This window comes from Pseudomonas sp. GW821-FHT04D07 (assembly GCF_059420225.1).
Genome location: NZ_JBWKTH010000032.1, coordinates 1 through 18,093 on the forward strand (window position 1 = coordinate 1; position 18,093 = coordinate 18,093).

An 18,093-nucleotide genomic window follows, 5' to 3' on the forward strand; every position below is an offset into this window, starting at 1 on the left:
TTGTCGGTCATGAAAAACTCCTCGATAGATGCATTTTCCACCTATCGGGGTGTCCGGGGAAATTAAACCACCACAGACATCCTCCCTTGCTGATCGACGTGTTTTCATCAGTATGGGGTAAGGCTTGGGTCTTCGCTTTAGCGCGCGGCTCAGCAGCGCTCAATCAATACGCGAAATGGACTGCCGAAAAAACTCATATTTCCCACGCGCTACAGGCATGGGAGAATATTGCGTGCGCCAAACGCCAGGGCTACAGTTCGACTGTCGCTGCAAAATCAGTGATGCGGGTTTCGCAGCCCGGTCGTAAGTAGGCGCACAGCGCCGCGAAAGCGGCTTTTTAGCGTTCGCGTTATGGCGAGCTGTGCGCAGGAGGCTTAGCCCTGCCGGTTCCTACTTACCGGTCTGCGAACCTGCGTGCAGTTCGCCACCCTTGTGTCGCAGCAGGAGTGGATGAATCCCTTACTTAAGTAGGAGAGTCTCCATGACCAAGAAGATAACCCCCGATCCACCGCCCATTCGCAAAGCCCTCAGCACCGCCGACAGGGCAATGTACCTGCGTAAACTTTCTGATACCCCGTCCAACGAGCCCGATCTGACCCCCACAGGCACGGCCCGTCTGCTCGATACCCTAGCGTTCACGTGCTCCAAGCCCGTCACTCCTGAAGCCCAGTACAAACCCACGCTGTTTGCCATCCAACCGGGCATCAATGCCCAGGACGCATTGACCTACGTCTCCAATCTGCTCGAAACCGCGGAGCTCAATGGCGACGAAATCAGCCTGCATACCAACCCCGTCGAGCGGGCGTTGTTCTGGGGCATGTTGCATTCGGTGGAGGTGGCGCGGGCGGTGGTGGATGCGCTGCTTGAGGGGGCGTCCCCGTCCAATCAGCTGGCGTCCGCATTGGACAATCATCCGACTGGTTGAGGCAGTTCTGCCAAGAAAGAGAGATCAGGCACTTGGCTGCTTGATCTCTTTTCCGTTTAAGGTCTGTGCAAAACGGTGTGTCGCGATGAGCGGATTCAGATGGATTTGAGCGGTAGGAACAAGCGCCGGCTTTCTGAACCAAGAGGTGAGAAACCGAATGATTCATAGAAACGCTGTGCTCGCTCATCAATGGCATCGACGACCATGGCGTAAATGGCGATCTCATCGCTGACGGCCAGGGTTCGCTTGATGGCATCGACCAGCAGGATTTTCCCCACCCCATGACGCTGAGCCGCGTGATTGACCGCCAACCTGCCTAGCAAGGCTGCTGGCACAGGATGTCGTGGGAGTTTAGAGGCGAGGTCACCAGGCAATTGGCTGAGTTCAATCGACAGGGTGGAGAGCGTGTAGTAGCCCGCAATACTCTTCGGTTGTTCCGCCGTGGTTGCCACAAAGACTCGGCTGACACGGCGCTTCACATCCTGACGGGCCTGCTTTTGAATATAGTCATCCAGTGAGGCTACGCCGCAATGGAATCCAGGTCTGTCGTGATCACTCCCCAGTGGTCGTATGAGCAAATTTGAATAATCGGTCATTGGCTGGTGACGCGCTGATCATGTTCCTCGAAGGCGGCGGTCAGTTTTTCGTTGAAGCGGATCGGTTTGGCCAATGCATTGAAGAAGACTTCGGAGTCTCTGCTATTCAGGCTCATGGCTTCGTGCTCGTGAATGGTTTTTTCAGCATGAGCCAACGCACTGGTCAGTATGAAATTACTGACGGTCTTGCCTTCAAAGCTCGCGGCGCGCTCCAGCGCATTCTTGGCACTGGGCTTCAGCCGGAGATTGATACGGTCTTGTCTGGTGTCTGTAGCGACGCCCATGATGAATTCTCCTCGGCGAAGTGGACAATATTGTTTTAATTGTACGTCAAAATGGTGCCTTTCTCAATGCGATGACACAGATGATCAGCAGGCTGGCCGCTGCCGGATTGCATGTTGAGCTGCATATCGCTCAAGTCGCCTAAGCCGGCACACCTCCACACCTGCTCCGGCCTGAAACGACAAACCCCGCCAGGCAGCGAGGTTTGTCGTTTTACAAGTCTGTCATTACCAGGCGTTCAGGACGCCTGCATCTCGCGTTTCTTCTCGAGGGTTTCCAGCTCGTTTTTATAATTATGAGCGTCGGTCTCGTTGTGAAACATGCCTACCAGGAGGTCCTGCTGGTGTACATCCCAGATTCGAATGCCGTGGGCAACGCCTTCATGGGACATGTGTGCATCATCGCGTTCGGTTACTTTTACGGTCATCTGCAAGCTCCAGTCTCTGTTGAACTGCGGCAACGCGTCGCAGGCCTCTGTTATATGATTCATTAGGCTCCTACGTAAATCGGTAACAGACGGAATTTACTCTTGCCAGGAATGCAATAATAGCCAAGGGCCCGGATTGCTTGGGTTTGCGTCTTTTGGGCGGGAGTTTTATGACAAAAGTTTCATCTTGGCTGCGCTGCAAAACAGCGTCCCAGACACTGGCGAGCGTGGTTACGGTAAGAGGACGGTGGTGACTGTCAGGTCGCTATCGCTGGCAAGCCAGCTCCTACAGAAGCGTGATGCAGGTTTTATCGCGGCATAAAAAAGCCCCGCGTTCGCGGGGCTCTTTCTGGCGGCTTGAATCAGCTGCCCTTGACCTCTTTGCCGGCCACGGTGCCTTCCTGGAGCATGATGTTGTACTCCTTGCCGTCGGTTTCCACCTGTTGCAGGCGGACCAGCAGGTAGTCCCAGTCCTTGGCGAACCACATGACGGTGGTGCGCTTGTTCTGCGTCGGGTCGCGCACGCGCTCGACCTTGATCGCATCGACCGAGCCGGCCTTGGTGCTGACTTTTTCCGCGCCCAGGACCCGGAAGTCGTAGGTGTCGGTGTCGGTGCCTTCGACCACCTGGTAGCTCATGCTTTTCTTGCCGGCCGCAACATCACGTTGCAGGGCCAACTGATAGGTGGACTTGTCGAGCATGCCGCTGTTGAGGGGCACCTTGACCGGGTCACCGCGATCGGTGCCGGTGACCATCTTCGACGCCCAGTCGAAGTCCAGGTTGATCTTCTTCGCCTTGCCCAGGCCGCCACGTTCGAAGGTGTAGCTCTGTGGCAGCAGGGTGTCCTTGTCGAGGCGAATAGTACTTTCCTCGGTCAGGCTGGCGATCATCATGGAAGCCTTGAAACTCAAGGTCCAGGTGCCGTTGTCGTTTTTCGACAGGCTGCGCTCGGCCGAACCGCTCATGGGCAGTTGTTTCCAGTCGGCGGTGTAGCTGGCGGAGAAAGGTTGAAGATCCGCCGCTTGCACTGCCGGCAAGGCGAGCAGGGTAAGAGCGAAGAGCAGGGCACGACGCATAAAATCTCCTAGGTTCGAATCATGTGGCCGCTGGCCGCGAGTAATTGACCGTCCAACAATGCACCCTGTTCACCCAGGACCAAACGCCCCTCGGCGAACCAGCGTACCGCCAGCGGATAAATCCTGTGTTCCTGGGCGTGGACCCGTTGCGCCAGACTGTGCGCGGTATCGTCAGACTCTACCGTAACCACAGCCTGTACGACCAGAGGTCCGCCATCGAGTTCCTCGGTGACGAAGTGCACGCTGCAGCCATGCTCCCGATCACCCGCTTCCAGCGCGCGCTGATGGGTGTGCAGGCCTTTGTACTTGGGCAGGAGAGAGGGGTGGATATTCAGCAGGCGCCCTTGGTAGTGACGGACGAAGTCAGCGCTGAGAATACGCATGAAACCGGCCAGGACCACCAGTTGCGGATTGAAGGTGTCGATCAGTTCGATCAGCGCGGCATCGAAGGCTTCACGGCCGTCGAAGGCCTTGTGGTCCAGGGCGCGGGTTTCGATCCCCGCGTCCTGGGCGCGTTGCAGGCCGTAGGCGTCGGCGCGGTTGGAGATCACCGCGGCGATGCGGGCCGGATTTTCGCCGGTCCGCACGTTGTCGATCAGCGCCTGCAAGTTGCTGCCGCTACCGGACAGCAACACCACGACGTTACAGGTCGAGGTTATCGGCGCGGACATCAGTGCGCCTTGAGGTTCTTCAGTTCGACCTGGGCAGCGCCTTCGGCGGCAGTGGCGATCTGGCCGATGACCCATGGCTGCTCGCCGGCTTCGCGCAGGACGTTGAGTGCCGCTTCGACGTGTTCCTGGGCCACGCAGATGACCATGCCGACGCCGCAGTTCAGCACGCGGTGCATCTCGGTTTCATTGACGTTGCCTTTTTCCTGCAACCAGTCGAAAACCGCCGGACGCTGCCAGCTGGCCACGTCGACCACGGCCTGGGCGCCTTTTGGCAGGACGCGCGGGATGTTGTCGAGCAGGCCGCCGCCGGTGATGTGGGCCATGGCCTTGACCGCGCCGGTGTCCTTGATCAGCTTGAGCAACGGCTTGACGTAGATGCGGGTCGGGGCCATCAGCAGGTCGGCCAGCGGCTTGCCGTCGAGCTGGATGCTTTCGATGTCGGCACCGGACACTTCGATGATCTTGCGGATCAGCGAGTAGCCGTTGGAGTGCGGGCCGGAAGACGGCAGGGCGAGCAGGGCATCGCCAGCGGCGACTTTCGAGCCGTCGATGATCTCGGCCTTTTCCACCACACCGACGCAGAAACCGGCCAGGTCGTAGTCTTCGCCTTCGTACATGCCTGGCATTTCAGCGGTTTCGCCGCCTACCAGGGAGCAACCAGCCAGTTCGCAGCCGGCGCCGATACCGGTCACCACCTGGGCGGCGGTGTCGACATTGAGCTTGCCGGTGGCGTAGTAATCGAGGAAGAACAGCGGTTCGGCACCGCAGACCACCAGGTCGTTCACGCACATGGCCACCAGATCGATGCCGATGCTGTCATGCTTGTTCAGGTTCAGCGCCAGGCGCAGCTTGGTGCCGACGCCGTCGGTGCCGGAGACCAGGACCGGCTGCTTGTAACCGGCCGGGATCTCGCAGAGGGCGCCGAAACCGCCCAGGCCGCCCATGACTTCCGGGCGCGCAGTGCGCTTGGCCACGCTCTTGATGCGTTCGACCAATGCTTCACCGGCGTCGATGTCTACACCGGCGTCCTTGTAGCTCAGGGAGGGTTGCTTGCTCATGATCCAGGCCTTTAGGGGGGATTCAGGGGGTATCGACCGGCAGCGGTTGGGCTTCATGGGGAAAACGAACAGGTTCGAGTTTCCCTGGGCCTGACGCTCGCCGGTCTGCGAAGGCGCGCGATTTTATCAGGCTTGGGCAGCAGCGGCCATCCTCGGGCCGACGGCAGGGTCATATCGTGTTAAAAAAATCCCTGTGCGCTCATGCTGGCCGCAATTGACGCGGCTGTATAAGGTATAGCTCTTGCCCCGCGATCTTTATGACGGGGAAAAACTTTTCAGCGATTGTGTGAATAATGGCACTGCGCCGTGGTCCTAAACCTGTCGCCTTGTATTCATGCGGTCTTTACCTGCCGCTTTCTGCCCGTCGGGAATTTTTCATGCGTCTGATCACATTATTGAGTGCCGGCTGTCTTTCCCTGTTGAGCCTGGCGATCCACGCGCAAACCCTGAATGGCTTGTACCAGGTGCGCGAACCGGTCAGCAGCCAGACGCCGGATGAGCGCACCCAGGCCACCCAGCGCGCTCTGGAAACCCTGGTGTTGCGCCTGACCGGCGATCCCAAGGCGTTGCAGAGCCCGGGCCTGGCCGAAGTGCGCAAGGACCCGCAGCAAATCATCAGCCAGTACGGCTATGACGCCGGGCCGCCGGAAAGCCTGCAGGTGGATTTCGACCCGGTGAGCACCGATCGCGCCCTGCGCGGTGCCGGACTGGCGCTGTGGGGCAGCAACCGACCGGCGATTCTCGGTTGGTGGCTGAATGATTCGACCGAGGGTTCCAACCTGGTCGGTGACGGTCAATCGGCCGCCGAACCGCTGCGCCGCGCGGCGCAACACCGTGGTCTGCCACTGCGTCTGCCCTTGGCCGACCTGGATGAACAGATCGTGGCCACGGCGAAGAACCTTGAAGGCAGCGATGCTTCGCCGTTGCACGCGGCGTCCGAACGCTACGGCGCCGATGCGCTGCTGGCGGTGCACGCCCATCAGGACGGTGGCCAGTGGCAGGCGAAATGGCGCTTGTGGCTGGGCGACCAGAAAGAACAGGGCACGGCCCAGGGCGCCGACAGCGCCGCGTTGGCGGATGCCGTGCTGTTGGCGGTGAGCGAGCGCCTGGCGCCGCGCTTTGCGGCCAAGCCCGGGGTGACCAGCGAACAACTGCTGGAAGTGCGGGGCATGACCCTGGAGCGTTACGCGGCCCTGGAACATTTGCTCGAACCCTTCGGCGGCCGGCCGCAAAGTGTGGATGGCGAGAGGATCGTCTATCAGGTCAGCGGCAGTGCCGAGCAGTTGCGTGCGCAGTTGGGATTGGCGAAGTTGCAGGAAATTCCGGCGGGTGAGGCTTTGCCGGCAGTGACGGCCAGCGCTCCGCCAGCAGCCCCTGGGGCTCCGGCCGCGACACCTGTTGCACCGACGCCAGCGACGGCGCAGTTGCGTTTCCGTTGGTAGCTTTTCGCTTCTATCGAATTTCTTTCTATATATAAGGCAGAGGTCGTCCATGACCGACACACGTCGATGGTTTTGGTTGGGCGCGGCGATCCTGCTGTGTCTGTTCGTGTACCTGTTGCACCCGATACTCTCGCCGTTCCTGGTGAGTCTGCTGCTGGCCTATATGTTCGACCCGGTGGTCGATCGCCTGGAAACACTCGGGATGTCCCGGACCTGGGGTGTGGTCTCGGTGTTCGCGCTGTTTATCCTGGTGTTGATGACCTTGCTGCTGGTGTTGGTGCCGATGTTGGCCAAGCAGTTCTTCCGCCTGTATGAGTTGGCGCCGCAGATGCTTGACTGGCTGCAGCACACCGCCATGCCCTGGGCCCAGCACAAGTTCGGCCTGGCCGACGGTTTCTGGAAGTTCGACAAGGTCAAGGCGGCCATCAGCGAGCACATGGGCCAGACCAGCGACATTGTCGGTGTGGTGCTGTCCCAGGCGACGGCCTCGGGTCTGGCGCTGATCGGCTTTGCAGCGAACCTGTTGCTGGTCCCCGTGGTGAGTTTCTACCTGCTGCGGGACTGGGACCTGATGATGGCGAAGATCCGCAGCCTGCTACCCCGTGGCCGCGAGGCGCGTATCGTTTCCCTGGCCGGTGAGTGCCATGACGTACTGGGGGCCTTCATGCGCGGCCAGTTGCTGGTGATGCTGGCGTTGGGGGGGATCTACGCCGGTGGCCTGATGTTGGTTGGCCTGGAGCTGGGGCTGTTGATCGGCCTGCTGGCCGGACTGGCGGCCATCGTGCCTTATATGGGCTTTGTGATTGGCATCGGCGCGGCGATGATCGCCGGCCTGTTCCAGTTTGGCGGTGACCTGTACCCGATGATCGGCATCCTCGCGGTGTTCATGATTGGCCAGGCCCTGGAAGGGATGGTGCTGACGCCGCTGTTGGTCGGTGACCGTATAGGCCTGCACCCGGTGGCGGTGATCTTCGCGATCCTCGCCGGGGGTGAACTGTTCGGTTTCACCGGCGTATTGCTGGCCCTGCCGGTGGCCGCGGTGATCATGGTGCTGGTGCGGCATATGCACGATCTGTACAAACGTTCGGACATGTACGGCGGCCAGGAAGACCCCGACCTCTGAAGAGCGCACGCAAACCTTTGATTTTGCTTGTGGTCTGTTGCATTGTGCACCCGGCGTCACGGGTATAAACTTTGCACACTTTACACAGAGGCCACTAACGGTTCCCGGTAACCGTTCAGTCAGCATGAAACCGATTCAGCTGCCCCTAGGTGTGCGTCTGCGTGATGACGCCACCTTCATCAACTACTACCCAGGCGCCAATGCCGCTGCACTCGGCTATGTCGAGCGGCTATGCGAAGCCGACGCTGGGTGGACCGAAAGCCTGATCTACCTCTGGGGCAAGGACGGCGTGGGGCGTACCCACCTGTTGCAGGCGGCTTGCCTGCGCTTCGAGCAGATGGGGGAGCCGGCGGTGTACCTGCCGCTGGCGGAGTTGATGGACCGAGGGGTCGAGTTGCTCGACAACCTCGAGCAGTACGAGTTGGTGTGCCTGGATGACCTGCAAGTGGTCGCCGGGCGCGCGGATTGGGAAGAGGCGCTGTTTCACCTGTTCAACCGTCTGCGTGACAGCGGTCGGCGCCTGCTGATTGCCGCCTCGACCTCGCCGCGTGAACTGCCGGTCAAGCTGGCCGACCTGAAATCGCGCCTGACCCTGGCACTGATTTTCCAGATGCGTCCCCTCTCGGATGAAGACAAGCTGCGGGCTTTGCAACTGCGTGCTTCAAGACGTGGCCTGCATTTGACCGACGAAGTAGGGCATTTCATCCTGACCCGTGGTACTCGCAGCATGAGTGCCCTGTTCGAATTGCTCGAACGGCTCGATCAGGCCTCGTTGCAGGCCCAGCGCAAGCTCACCATCCCCTTTCTCAAAGAGACCCTGGGCTGGTAAAACCGGGGCTTTCAGCGCTTTTTCGCCAAAATCCAGACGTCACAAAACCCACGCCAGAAGCTTTTTTCAGGCGCGCGGGAACCGTTTGGGTATTAAGTCGTTAGATGTTTTCAAGAAGCGACCGAGTCACATCTTGTCCCATAAAATTTGCAAATGAGGGTGATAGAGGGCATAGTCACGCCTCCTTACACATTCAGCCACGGTCGTGCCCATGCTAAATCGCTTCGCACCCCTCGTGCCTCTCGCACTCGTTACCCTGTTGTTTGGTTGCGCGGCGCATACGCCGGTTTCGCAACAACAGGTCGATAATTCGGTCAAAACCGCATCGGTTTCTGGCGTCAAATCCTCGGCCGTATTGGACGATGAACTGGCCACGGAAAAGGAACTCGCCGAGTTCGCCGACGGTAAGCCTTACCAGTTGCCGGTCCTGGCCGACAGCATTCTCGAACGTGGCATGTCCCTGATCGGTACCCGTTACCGTTTTGGCGGCACCAACGAGAGTTCCGGCTTTGACTGCAGCGGCTTCATTGGTTATCTGTTCCGTGAGGAAGCCGGGCTGGACCTGCCGCGCTCCACCCGTGAGATGATCAACGTGAAGGCGCCGCTGGTTGCGCGCAACAAGCTCAAGCCGGGTGACCTGCTGTTCTTCGCCACCAACGGTCGTCGCGGTCGTGTCAGCCACGCCGGGATCTACCTGGGTGATGACCAGTTCATCCACTCCAGCAGCCGCCGCAGCGGTGGTGTGCGGATCGACAGCCTGGGCGACAGCTACTGGAGCAAGACCTTCATTGAAGCCAAGCGCGCCCTGGCGATGGCTCCGACCGTGGTCACCGCCAGCAACAAGTAATCGCGCGAACGTTTTGTAGTCTTCGGCCCTGCTGATGGCTAAATGCCAAGCTTCAGTGTCAGGCGAATCTGTACAAAAAACGTCCGAAGTTAAAGTGATACTTGAAGTTTAGCGCATAGCCGCTAGAATCCTGAGATATTGTTGAGTATCTGACCGCGCGAGCCCTGCTTGCGCGGTTTTGATTTCTCTACACCACGGCAGAGAAAGCCGCATTCAGTCAGGATTTCTGCACATGTCGACCACGGCCCGTATTGCCTTGATTGCCTTCACCGCCTTGCTCGGTGCCTGTGCTGGCCATGCGCCGCCGCCGCCAGCGCCTGTGGCTCGGCCCGTGGTCTTCGCCTCCCCGCAACCCTCCTCGCCAGAAGCTGAAGACGTGCTGTTCCGCGCCCTGGGGCTGGTCGGCACGCCCTATCGTTGGGGCGGCAATACGCCGGACTCGGGTTTTGATTGCAGTGGCCTGATCAGCTATGTGTATCGTGATATGGCAGGCATTAACCTGCCGCGCTCGACCCGTGAGATGATCGTGATGCGCGCGCCGAACGTGCCGCAGAACGCCTTGCAGACCGGCGACCTGATCTTCTTCGCCACCAACGGTGGCTCCCAGGTCAGCCATGCCGGGATCTATGTCGGCGAAGGCCGTTTCGTCCATGCGCCGGCCACCGGCGGCACGGTGAAACTGGACAGTCTGTCCAAGGCCTATTGGCAGCACGCCTACCTGAATGCCAAACGTGTATTGCCTGCCGGGCGTCTGGCGAGCAACCCTTAGTTAGCCACTGCGTTACCGCGAGGTTGTCATGACCGCTCGCACCCTCAAGCTGGACGATGCCCTCTACGGCTATCTGCTGGACGTTTCCCTGCGCGAAACGCCGTTGCTCAAGCGTCTGCGTGACGAAACCCAGGCGTTGCCCATGGCGCGTTGGCAGGTGGCGCCTGAACAGGGCCAGTTCCTCGCGTTGCTGGTCAAGCTGACCGGCGCCCGGCGTTTGCTCGAAGTCGGCACCTTCACCGGTTACAGCGCCTTGTGCATGGCCTCGGCCTTGCCGGAGGGCGGTAGCCTGCTGTGCTGCGATATTCCCGGGGACTACAACGCCACGGCGCTGCGCTACTGGCGGGAGGCGGGTCTGGCTGCGCGTATCGAGTTGCGTCTGGCGCCGGCGCTGGAGACCCTGGCGCAGTTGGAGCAGCAAGGGCAGGGCGAGCAGTTCGACCTGATATTCATCGACGCCGACAAGGCCAATTACCCGGCGTATCTGGAAAGTGCCCTGCGCTTGCTGCGCCCGGGCGGCCTGGCGATGTTCGATAACACGCTGTGGAGTGGGCGGGTGCTCGAGGTGAATGGGCAAAGCGCCGACACCCGGGCCATCCAGGCGCTGAATCGGGCCTTGAAGGATGACGCGCGGGTGGATTTGTCGCTGCTGCCGCTGGGCGATGGCCTGACCTTGTGCCGTAAGCGCTAGGCTTCCTTGAACAGCAGAGCGATGCCGGGATGATACTGGCCGGCTTCGTTGTGCAACTTGCGATAAGCGTAGGGAAAGTACCAGGCCACGGCGCAGCTGTTGGCCTTTTGCAGGTCGTCGACCATATCCTGCAGGTCTTCCGGGCTGGGGCTCTGCTGCGGCTTGAACGGCGAGACGAACAGGCAACCGAGTTTCAGGTGATGCGGATGGCTGATTTTTTTGGCATCGCTCGCCACATCCAGCAGGGCCGGCATCGGGTTGAGGTTATTGACCTTGGGCCAGCGTTGCGTGGCCTGGATATAGACCGACTCCTGCGCGGTGGAGATCTGCAGGTCGCAGCGTCCGCTGCGGTCGCCCTCTTCGAGCTGCTTCTTGGTCGGGAAATGCTCCAGGGTGACCATTTCCGCCGCCCAGGCCGCGACCGACAATAACCCCAGATTGGCCCGCTCGTTGAACCAGTAGGGCGCCTGTCCGTCACCGAGGAGCTGGTTGTAGCGATCGATGCACTCGGGCCAGCGCTCCAGGGCGGGGCGCAGGAATTCCAGTTTCGGATTGCTGATGATCAGGCCTTGCATGGAGCTCCCCTTTTTATTGTTGGTCGGGTTATGGCTATTTGATATCACCTTCCTCAACGTAGCACAATTTCTGGCGCCGGTTTTTTGATCTGGGTCGGGGTAGGGAGCTATCGCCTTGTACAAGGAGTTAGGGTTTGATTTTGGCGATGACGGTCGCCTTGTGATTTCTGTAGCGGGTCATTAAGATCTCTTTAATTGTCAAGACGCAGAGGTGTCTATGAAAACGACTAAAAACGCTGCGAAAGCGGCCATGATTGCCAAATTCACCGCTGAAGCCATGTCGTTGGCTGCTGTGGGTGTTTCTGAAAATCAGCGTCGTTTTCTCAAGGTCGGTTTGAGCCGCGGCAAGGAACTCGAGCCTGCTGGTGTGCTCGCGGGTGCTCGCTCCTGACATTGGCTCCCACTATCGACTTTGGCAAAAGGCTTCCTCCCAAATTGTCTACAAACGCCCCGCCTGGCCCGGGGCGTTTGCTTTTCTGATGGCGGCTTTATTTGACGCTCCACCCCCAACCCTCTAACCTTCGCCGATTGTTTCAGGTGCTCTGTGGCGAATCGCCGACAGGGTGAAACAGGGAAGCCGGTGAGCCCTTCGACAGGCGCGATTCCGGCGCTGCCCCCGCAACGGTAAATGAGTCAAGACCGCGCCTTGAGCCACTGTGTCCAGCCGACATGGGAAGGCGCGCGGTCCCGCGAATAGCGCTCATGAGCCCGGAGACCGGCCTGATCCATCCCACAGCGTCACGGCGGGCGATGCTGGACGGCTCCGGCCGCGTTTTTCCCTGCCCCCCGTTTGCCTTATCCAGCCCCAACGGAGAGCTGCCATGAACGAATCCCCTGATCGCGACGAACGCCACCTGGCGCGCATGCTGCGCAAAAAGGCGGTGATCGACGAGCGTATTGCCAGTGCGCCAAATGAATGCGGCCTGTTGCTGGTCCTCACCGGCAACGGCAAGGGCAAGAGCAGCTCGGCTTTCGGCATGCTCGCCCGGGCCATGGGCCATGGCATGCAGTGTGGCGTGGTGCAATTTATCAAGGGCCGCAACAGCACCGGCGAAGAGCTGTTTTTCCGGCGCTTCCCCGAGCAGGTGCGCTTCCATGTGATGGGCGAAGGCTTTACCTGGGAGACCCAGGATCGCCAGCGCGATATCGCCGCCGCCGAAGCCGCCTGGGAAGTCTCCCGGGAAATGCTCCGCAACCCGAGCATCGGCCTGGTGCTGCTCGATGAGCTGAATATCGCCCTCAAGCACGGTTATCTGGACCTCGATCAGGTCCTGACCGACCTGCAAGCCCGTCCACCGATGCAGCACGTGCTGGTCACCGGACGCGGCGCCAAGCCGGAAATGATCGAACTGGCCGACACGGTGACCGAAATGGGCCTGCTCAAGCATGCGTTCCAGGCCGGGATCAAGGCCCAAAAGGGCATCGAACTATGAGGCAAGCGCGTCATTGCCCGGCGGTGCTGATCGCCGCGCCGGCTTCCGGCCAGGGCAAGACCACGGTGACCGCGGCCCTGGCGCGCCTGCACCGCAATCAGGGGCGCAAGGTCCGGGTGTTCAAATGCGGCCCGGACTTTCTCGACCCGATGATCCATGAGCGCGCCAGCGGTGCGCCGGTCTATCAGCTGGATTTGTGGATGGTCGGCGCCGAGGAGAGTCGCCGGCTGCTCTGGGAGGCGGCGGGCGAGGCCGACCTGATCCTGATCGAAGGGGTCATGGGGCTGTTCGACGGCACGCCGTCGAGCGCCGATCTGGCCCGACATTTCGGTGTGCCGGTGCTCGGAGTGATCGACGGTACGGCCATGGCCCAGACCTTCGGCGCCCTGGCCCTGGGGCTGGCACGTTACCAGCCGGACCTGCCGTTCGCCGGGGTGCTGGCCAACCGTGTCGGTACCCTACGGCACGCGCAATTGCTCGAAGGCAGCCTGACCGAAGGCCTGCGCTGGTACGGCGCGCTCTCGCGGGAAACCGGGATCGAGCTGCCGAGTCGTCATCTCGGCCTGGTGCAGGCCAGTGAATTGAATGACCTGGACAAGCGCCTGGACGCGGCTGCCGAGGCTCTGGCCGGCAGCTGCGAGGTGGCGTTGCCGCCGCCAGTGGCGTTTGCCGCGCCCGCGCCGGTAGTCGCCGAGCCGCTGCTGGCCGGCGTGCGCATCGCCGTCGCCCATGACGAGGCCTTTGCCTTCATCTATGGGGCCAACCTGGATCTGTTACGGGCCATGGGCGCCGAGTTGCGGTTTTTCTCGCCGATCCACGATCAAGTCATGCCCGAGGCGGACAGCCTTTACCTGCCCGGTGGTTATCCGGAACTGCATCACCTGGTCCTGGCCCGGAACGCGCCGATGCTGGCGGCGATCCGCGCCCATCATCAGGCCGGCAAACCCTTGCTCGCCGAATGCGGTGGGATGCTCTATCTGCTCGATGCGCTGACCGATGTCGAAGGGCAACGCGCCGAGTTGCTGGGCCTGCTGGCGGGTGAGGCGACGATGCAGAAGCGCCTGGCGGCCCTGGCCTTGCAGGCGGTGGCGTTGCCGGAAGGGCTGTTGCGCGGTCACACCTATCACCATTCGCTGACCACCACGGCGCTGGAACCGATTGCCCGGGGCCTGAGCCCCAATGGCGGGCGCGGCGCCGAGGCGGTGTATCGCCAAGGGCGGATGACCGCTTCTTATGTGCACTTTTATTTTCCGTCCAATCCGCGGGCGATTGCCGCGCTGTTGGCCCCGGATATCCACCTTGCCAAGGCCGGCGCACTCTCGGAGCGCGCGGACTTACCCGCGCGGAGGCCATGACCGACAACGCTTTTAGCCCTGAAGAACGCGCGGCGGTCTACCGTGTCATCGGTGAACGCCGCGATATGCGCCACTTTACCGCTGGCAGCGTCGCGCCCGAGCTGCTCTCGCGCTTGCTGGAGGCGGCGCATCAGGCGCCCAGCGTCGGGTTGATGCAGCCCTGGCGTTTTATTCGCATTACCGACCGCGGATTGCGCGGCCAGATCCAGCAGTTGGTGGAAGAAGAACGGATACGCACCGCCGAGGCCCTGGGCGAGCGTTCCGATGAATTCATGAAGTTGAAGGTCGAAGGCATCAATGACTGTGCCGAGGTGCTGGTCGCCGCGCTGATGGATGATCGCGAGCGGCATATCTTCGGCCGGCGGACCTTGCCGGAAATGGACATGGCGTCCTTGTCCTGCGCCATCCAGAATCTCTGGTTGGCCGCCCGTGCCGAAGGCCTGGGCATGGGCTGGGTCTCGCTGTTCGAACCGCAGGCCCTGGCGCAACTGCTCGGTCTGCCGACGGGGGCCAAGCCGCTGGCGGTGCTGTGCCTGGGACCGGTCCAGGCGTTTTATCCGGCACCGATGCTGGTCTTGGAAGGTTGGGCGCAACCGCGCCCCTTGAGTGAACTGTTGTATGAGAATTATTGGGGAGTGAGTCAATGAGTGTGGCGTTGTTGAGTGTCGCCGGGGTAGCGCTGGATGCGCTGCTGGGCGAACCCAAACGCTGGCATCCGCTGGTGGCGTTCGGCCGTCTGGCGGACCGTATCGAACAACGTTTCAATTCCGGCGGGCGTGGCTGGCGCAGTCATGGGGTCACGGCGTGGGTGATGGCGGTGTTGCCGCTGACCCTCTTGGCCACGGCCTTGTCGTGGGCGCCCTATGTCGGCTGGATCGTCGATATCCTCGCGCTCTATTGCGCCCTCGGCTTGCGCAGCCTCGGTGAACACGTCATCCCCGTGGCCCAGGCCTTGCGCAGCGATGACCTGGATCGCGCCCGTCAGCGCGTGAGCTATCTGGTGAGTCGCCAGACCACGGAACTCGATCACACCGAAGTGGCCCGCGCGGCCACCGAGTCGGTGCTGGAAAATGGCAGCGATGCGGTGTTCGCCGCGCTGTTCTGGTTTGTCGTGGCCGGCGCGCCCGGCGTGGTGCTGTATCGCCTGAGCAATACCCTGGATGCCATGTGGGGGTATCGCAATGAACGTTTCGAACGTTTTGGCTGGGCGGCGGCGCGGATCGACGATGTTTTGAACTATATTCCTGCACGCTTGGTGGCCCTGACCTATGCCTTGCTCGGCAAAACCGGGTTGGCGCTGCAATGCTGGCGCCGCCAGGGACCGACCTGGGACAGCCCGAATGCCGGGCCGGTGATGGCGGCCGGCGCCGGGGCGCTGGGGGTCGAGTTGGGTGGGGCGGCGATTTATCACGGTGAATTGCATCAGCGTCCGCCGTTGGGCGAAGGGGAGCCGGCGACCGCCGACTCCATCGACCGGGGCTGGCAATTGGTACAACGGGGTGTGTGGTTGTGGTTGCTGATTCTTTGTCTGGGAGCTGAGATCTATGCTTGAGCACGGCGGGCGCCTGCGCAAGGCGGTGGAACACTACGGGATTGCCGAGGCCGATTGGCTGGACCTGTCCAGTGGCCTGGCGCCCTGGCCCTGGCCGATCCCGCCGATCCCCGAGCGTGCCTGGGCGCGCCTGCCGGAAACCGATGACGGCCTGGAGCAGGCCGCCTGCCGCTATTACGGCGCCCCCCAGGTGTTGCCGGTGCCCGGTTCCCAGGCGGCGATCCAGTTGCTGCCGCGCCTGCGTCGTGCGGGCAAGGTCGGTGTGCTGTCGCCTTGTTATGCCGAGCATGCCGAAGCCTGGCGGCGCAATGGCTACATCGTGCGCGAAGTGCTGGAGCATGAAGTCGAGTTTTTTCTCGACAGCCTCGACGTGCTGGTCGTGGTCAATCCGAACAATCCCACCGGCCTGAGCCTGGCCCCGGAGCAGTTGCTCGAATGGCATGCCCGCCTGGCCCAGCGCGGTGGCTGGTTGGTGGTGGATGAGGCCTTCATGGACAACACGCCAGAGCGCAGCCTGGCCGCCCACAGTCACCAGGTCGGGCTGATTGTCCTGCGCTCGTTCGGCAAGTTCTTCGGTTTGGCCGGCGTACGCCTGGGGTTTGTCCTGGCCGAAGGCAAGTTGCTCAAGTTGCTCGCCGTACAGGTCGGGCCCTGGGCGGTCAGCGGGCCGACGCGGGTACTGGGGCAGGTCTGCCTCGCCGACACCGCCGGCCATGAGCGCCAGCGGGTGCGCAGCGAACAGGCCAGCCAGCGGCTGGTGGCGTTGTTGACGCGTTTCGATCTGGCACCTCAGGGCGGTTGCGCGCTGTTCCAGTGGCTGGTGACTGCGCGGGCCGAGGCGCTGTATGAGTTCATGGCCCGTCGCGGCATTCTGCTGCGACTGTTCACCCAGAACAGCAGCCTGCGTTTCGGCCTGCCCGCCAATGAAGCGGATTGGCTGCGGCTGGAGCAGGCGTTGCTGGTCTTTGCCGGGGAGCCGGCATGACCACCCTGATGGTGCAAGGCACCACCTCCGATGCCGGCAAAAGTACCCTGGTGACAGCGCTGTGCCGCTGGTTGACCCGCCAGGGCGTGCGTGTGGCGCCATTCAAGCCGCAGAACATGGCGCTCAACAGCGCGGTGACCGCCGACGGCGGCGAGATCGGCCGGGCCCAGGCGGTGCAGGCCCAGGCGGCGGGCCTGGCGCCGCATACCGATATGAACCCGGTATTGCTCAAGCCCAACAGTGACACCGGTGCCCAGGTGATCATCCACGGCCGTGCCGTGACCAGCATGAACGCCGTGGCCTATCACGACTACAAAAGCATCGCCATGCAGGCCGTGCTGGCCTCGCACCAGCGTCTGAGCGCCGCCTATCCGGTGGTGATGGTCGAAGGCGCGGGTTCGCCGGCGGAGATCAACCTGCGTGCCGGGGATATCGCCAACATGGGCTTCGCCGAGGCAGTGGACTGCCCGGTGCTGTTGATTGCCGATATCAATCGCGGTGGAGTATTTGCCCATCTGGTGGGCACTCTCGAACTGCTGTCGCCCAGCGAGCAAGCGCGGGTCAAGGGTTTTATCATCAACCGTTTTCGCGGCGATCTCGCCTTGCTGCAGCCCGGGCTGGATTGGTTGGAACAGCGCACTGGCAAGCCGGTGATCGGCGTACTGCCTTATGTACTGGACCTGCACCTGGAAGCCGAGGATGGCCTCGACCAACGCCAGACGGACAAGGCCGACCAGGTGCTGAAGGTGGTGGTGCCAGTGCTGCCACGCATCAGCAACCATACCGATTTCGATCCGTTGCGCCTGCATCCGCAGGTCGACCTGCAATTTATCGGTCCCGGCCAGGCTATTCCAGCCTCGGACCTGATCATCCTGCCCGGCTCGAAGAGCGTGCGCAGCGATCTGGCCTATCTGCGCCAGCAGGGCTGGGGCACGGCGATCAACCGTCACCTGCGCTATGGCGGCAAGGTGCTGGGGATCTGCGGCGGTCTGCAGATGCTCGGTGAGCAGGTGCGTGATCCCTTGGGCCTGGAAGGGGCACCGGGCTCCAGCGCAGGATTCGGGCTGCTGGCCCTGAGCACCGAACTGGAACAGGAAAAACAACTGCGCAATGTGCACGGTCGCCTGGCGTTGGAAGACGCCGAGGTCAGCGGCTATGAGATCCATGCCGGGGTAACCGTCGGCGCGGCGCTGGAACAGCCGCTCGTGCACCTGGACGATGGTCGTTGCGACGGCGCCCAAAGTGCTGACGGACAGGTGCTCGGGACTTACCTGCACGGTTTGTTCGAGTCGCCCCGGGCCTGCAGTGCACTGCTGCGCTGGGCTGGCTTGGCGCAGGTGCAGGAGGTGGATTATCACGCCCTGCGCGAGCGCGATATCGAACGCCTGGCCGACCTGGTGGAAAAACATCTGGATACCGATCGCTTGCGTCAGCTTTGCGGTCTTGAATAAGGGCGT

Annotated in this window: 21 protein-coding genes, 1 pseudogene and 1 riboswitch; of the genes and pseudogenes, 15 read left to right on the forward strand and 7 right to left on the reverse strand. The window is 61.8% G+C overall.

What is annotated here, in order from left to right:
- Positions 1-311 (forward strand): annotated as a pseudogene (locus AC07T0_RS26890) (hypothetical protein); the annotation flags it as partial.
- Positions 312-481: 170 nt separating this feature from the next.
- A complete protein-coding gene (locus tag AC07T0_RS26895) occupies positions 482-925 on the forward strand; it encodes a hypothetical protein (RefSeq protein ID WP_495004039.1) in 444 nt (147 codons plus the stop codon).
- Positions 926-1,020: 95 nt separating this feature from the next.
- Here AC07T0_RS26895 and AC07T0_RS26900 read toward each other — a convergent pair whose 3' ends face one another.
- From AC07T0_RS26900 to purM, 6 genes are all read right to left on the reverse strand, one after another.
- Positions 1,021-1,521 (reverse strand): GNAT family N-acetyltransferase, encoded by a 501-nt coding sequence (locus AC07T0_RS26900; RefSeq protein WP_248796827.1) that lies wholly within the window; start codon positions 1,519-1,521, stop codon positions 1,021-1,023.
- Complete coding sequence (locus AC07T0_RS26905) at positions 1,518-1,805, reverse strand: type II toxin-antitoxin system TacA family antitoxin (RefSeq protein ID WP_495004040.1); 288 nt, start codon at positions 1,803-1,805, stop codon at positions 1,518-1,520. Before AC07T0_RS26905 ends, AC07T0_RS26900 begins: the two co-directional genes overlap by 4 nt.
- Positions 1,806-2,041: 236 nt before the next feature.
- Positions 2,042-2,230: a hypothetical protein gene (locus AC07T0_RS26910; RefSeq protein WP_100940982.1), complete on the reverse strand. Its 189-nt coding sequence runs from the start codon at positions 2,228-2,230 to the stop codon at positions 2,042-2,044.
- A gap of 362 nt (positions 2,231-2,592) precedes the next feature.
- On the reverse strand, positions 2,593-3,306 hold the full coding sequence (locus AC07T0_RS26915; RefSeq protein ID WP_495004041.1) for a DUF3108 domain-containing protein: 714 nt from the start codon (positions 3,304-3,306) through the stop codon (positions 2,593-2,595).
- Positions 3,307-3,314: 8 nt separating this feature from the next.
- Entirely contained in the window at positions 3,315-3,965 is a 651-nt protein-coding gene (gene purN, locus AC07T0_RS26920; protein ID WP_495004085.1) for a phosphoribosylglycinamide formyltransferase, read from the reverse strand.
- 11 nt (positions 3,966-3,976) lie between these two features.
- Positions 3,977-5,035 (reverse strand): phosphoribosylformylglycinamidine cyclo-ligase, encoded by a 1,059-nt coding sequence (gene purM, locus AC07T0_RS26925; RefSeq protein WP_495004042.1) that lies wholly within the window; start codon positions 5,033-5,035, stop codon positions 3,977-3,979.
- A gap of 377 nt (positions 5,036-5,412) precedes the next feature.
- Between purM and AC07T0_RS26930 the strand changes: the two genes are divergently transcribed.
- The 6 genes from AC07T0_RS26930 to AC07T0_RS26955 all read left to right on the forward strand — a co-directional run bounded on the left by AC07T0_RS26930 (position 5,413) and on the right by AC07T0_RS26955 (position 10,736).
- The gene (locus AC07T0_RS26930) at positions 5,413-6,477 is read left to right on the forward strand and encodes a DUF2066 domain-containing protein (protein ID WP_495004043.1); all 1,065 of its coding nucleotides are present in this window, start codon (positions 5,413-5,415) and stop codon (positions 6,475-6,477) included.
- 49 nt (positions 6,478-6,526) lie between these two features.
- Positions 6,527-7,600: an AI-2E family transporter gene (locus AC07T0_RS26935; protein ID WP_495004044.1), complete on the forward strand. Its 1,074-nt coding sequence runs from the start codon at positions 6,527-6,529 to the stop codon at positions 7,598-7,600.
- 124 nt (positions 7,601-7,724) lie between these two features.
- Entirely contained in the window at positions 7,725-8,429 is a 705-nt protein-coding gene (gene hda, locus AC07T0_RS26940) for a DnaA regulatory inactivator Hda (RefSeq protein WP_100940947.1), read from the forward strand.
- A 211-nt stretch (positions 8,430-8,640) separates the two neighbouring features.
- Entirely contained in the window at positions 8,641-9,276 is a 636-nt protein-coding gene (locus tag AC07T0_RS26945; protein WP_248796832.1) for a C40 family peptidase, read from the forward strand.
- 232 nt (positions 9,277-9,508) lie between these two features.
- Positions 9,509-10,045 carry a C40 family peptidase gene (locus tag AC07T0_RS26950; RefSeq protein WP_495004045.1) on the forward strand — a complete coding sequence of 179 codons (537 nt, stop codon included), beginning with the start codon at positions 9,509-9,511 and terminating at the stop codon, positions 10,043-10,045.
- 28 nt (positions 10,046-10,073) lie between these two features.
- Positions 10,074-10,736 carry a class I SAM-dependent methyltransferase gene (locus tag AC07T0_RS26955; RefSeq protein ID WP_495004046.1) on the forward strand — a complete coding sequence of 221 codons (663 nt, stop codon included), beginning with the start codon at positions 10,074-10,076 and terminating at the stop codon, positions 10,734-10,736.
- Here AC07T0_RS26955 and AC07T0_RS26960 read toward each other — a convergent pair.
- Positions 10,733-11,311, reverse strand: a complete 579-nt coding sequence (locus tag AC07T0_RS26960) for a hypothetical protein (protein ID WP_121133768.1) — start codon at positions 11,309-11,311, stop codon at positions 10,733-10,735. The two genes, AC07T0_RS26955 and AC07T0_RS26960, sit on opposite strands and share 4 nt — an antisense overlap.
- Positions 11,312-11,528: 217 nt before the next feature.
- On the opposite strand from AC07T0_RS26960, the gene AC07T0_RS26965 reads away from it, so the two are divergent.
- From AC07T0_RS26965 to AC07T0_RS26995, 7 genes are all read left to right on the forward strand, one after another.
- Positions 11,529-11,702: a hypothetical protein gene (locus AC07T0_RS26965; protein WP_495004047.1), complete on the forward strand. Its 174-nt coding sequence runs from the start codon at positions 11,529-11,531 to the stop codon at positions 11,700-11,702.
- Positions 11,703-11,829: 127 nt separating this feature from the next.
- Positions 11,830-12,049, forward strand: a riboswitch (cobalamin riboswitch).
- A gap of 83 nt (positions 12,050-12,132) precedes the next feature.
- Complete coding sequence (gene cobO, locus AC07T0_RS26970; RefSeq protein ID WP_495004048.1) at positions 12,133-12,744, forward strand: cob(I)yrinic acid a,c-diamide adenosyltransferase; 612 nt, start codon at positions 12,133-12,135, stop codon at positions 12,742-12,744.
- Complete coding sequence (locus tag AC07T0_RS26975) at positions 12,741-14,099, forward strand: cobyrinic acid a,c-diamide synthase CobB (RefSeq protein ID WP_495004049.1); 1,359 nt, start codon at positions 12,741-12,743, stop codon at positions 14,097-14,099. Before cobO ends, AC07T0_RS26975 begins: the two co-directional genes overlap by 4 nt.
- Entirely contained in the window at positions 14,096-14,746 is a 651-nt protein-coding gene (bluB, locus tag AC07T0_RS26980) for a 5,6-dimethylbenzimidazole synthase (RefSeq protein WP_495004050.1), read from the forward strand. The genes AC07T0_RS26975 and bluB overlap by 4 nt, the downstream gene beginning before the upstream one ends.
- The gene (gene cbiB / locus AC07T0_RS26985; RefSeq protein WP_495004051.1) at positions 14,743-15,651 is read left to right on the forward strand and encodes an adenosylcobinamide-phosphate synthase CbiB; all 909 of its coding nucleotides are present in this window, start codon (positions 14,743-14,745) and stop codon (positions 15,649-15,651) included. Before bluB ends, cbiB begins: the two co-directional genes overlap by 4 nt.
- Positions 15,644-16,636, forward strand: coding sequence for a threonine-phosphate decarboxylase CobD (gene cobD / locus AC07T0_RS26990; protein ID WP_495004052.1), 993 nt, complete (start codon positions 15,644-15,646; stop codon positions 16,634-16,636). The genes cbiB and cobD overlap by 8 nt, the downstream gene beginning before the upstream one ends.
- A complete protein-coding gene (locus AC07T0_RS26995; RefSeq protein ID WP_495004053.1) occupies positions 16,633-18,087 on the forward strand; it encodes a cobyric acid synthase in 1,455 nt (484 codons plus the stop codon). Before cobD ends, AC07T0_RS26995 begins: the two co-directional genes overlap by 4 nt.
- Positions 18,088-18,093: the final 6 nt, after the last annotated feature.

Coding starts and splice junctions, on each gene's coding strand:
- AC07T0_RS26895 (WP_495004039.1), top strand. CDS start 482: ATGACCAAGAAGATAACCCCCGATCCACCGCCCATTCGCAAAGCCCTC.
- AC07T0_RS26900 (WP_248796827.1), bottom strand. CDS start 1,521: ATGACCGATTATTCAAATTTGCTCATACGACCACTGGGGAGTGATCAC.
- AC07T0_RS26905 (WP_495004040.1), bottom strand. CDS start 1,805: ATGGGCGTCGCTACAGACACCAGACAAGACCGTATCAATCTCCGGCTG.
- AC07T0_RS26910 (WP_100940982.1), bottom strand. CDS start 2,230: ATGACCGTAAAAGTAACCGAACGCGATGATGCACACATGTCCCATGAA.
- AC07T0_RS26915 (WP_495004041.1), bottom strand. CDS start 3,306: ATGCGTCGTGCCCTGCTCTTCGCTCTTACCCTGCTCGCCTTGCCGGCA.
- purM (WP_495004042.1), bottom strand. CDS start 5,035: ATGAGCAAGCAACCCTCCCTGAGCTACAAGGACGCCGGTGTAGACATC.
- AC07T0_RS26930 (WP_495004043.1), top strand. CDS start 5,413: ATGCGTCTGATCACATTATTGAGTGCCGGCTGTCTTTCCCTGTTGAGC.
- AC07T0_RS26935 (WP_495004044.1), top strand. CDS start 6,527: ATGACCGACACACGTCGATGGTTTTGGTTGGGCGCGGCGATCCTGCTG.
- hda (WP_100940947.1), top strand. CDS start 7,725: ATGAAACCGATTCAGCTGCCCCTAGGTGTGCGTCTGCGTGATGACGCC.
- AC07T0_RS26945 (WP_248796832.1), top strand. CDS start 8,641: ATGCTAAATCGCTTCGCACCCCTCGTGCCTCTCGCACTCGTTACCCTG.
- AC07T0_RS26950 (WP_495004045.1), top strand. CDS start 9,509: ATGTCGACCACGGCCCGTATTGCCTTGATTGCCTTCACCGCCTTGCTC.
- AC07T0_RS26955 (WP_495004046.1), top strand. CDS start 10,074: ATGACCGCTCGCACCCTCAAGCTGGACGATGCCCTCTACGGCTATCTG.
- AC07T0_RS26960 (WP_121133768.1), bottom strand. CDS start 11,311: ATGCAAGGCCTGATCATCAGCAATCCGAAACTGGAATTCCTGCGCCCC.
- AC07T0_RS26965 (WP_495004047.1), top strand. CDS start 11,529: ATGAAAACGACTAAAAACGCTGCGAAAGCGGCCATGATTGCCAAATTC.
- cobO (WP_495004048.1), top strand. CDS start 12,133: ATGAACGAATCCCCTGATCGCGACGAACGCCACCTGGCGCGCATGCTG.
- AC07T0_RS26975 (WP_495004049.1), top strand. CDS start 12,741: ATGAGGCAAGCGCGTCATTGCCCGGCGGTGCTGATCGCCGCGCCGGCT.
- bluB (WP_495004050.1), top strand. CDS start 14,096: ATGACCGACAACGCTTTTAGCCCTGAAGAACGCGCGGCGGTCTACCGT.
- cbiB (WP_495004051.1), top strand. CDS start 14,743: ATGAGTGTGGCGTTGTTGAGTGTCGCCGGGGTAGCGCTGGATGCGCTG.
- cobD (WP_495004052.1), top strand. CDS start 15,644: ATGCTTGAGCACGGCGGGCGCCTGCGCAAGGCGGTGGAACACTACGGG.
- AC07T0_RS26995 (WP_495004053.1), top strand. CDS start 16,633: ATGACCACCCTGATGGTGCAAGGCACCACCTCCGATGCCGGCAAAAGT.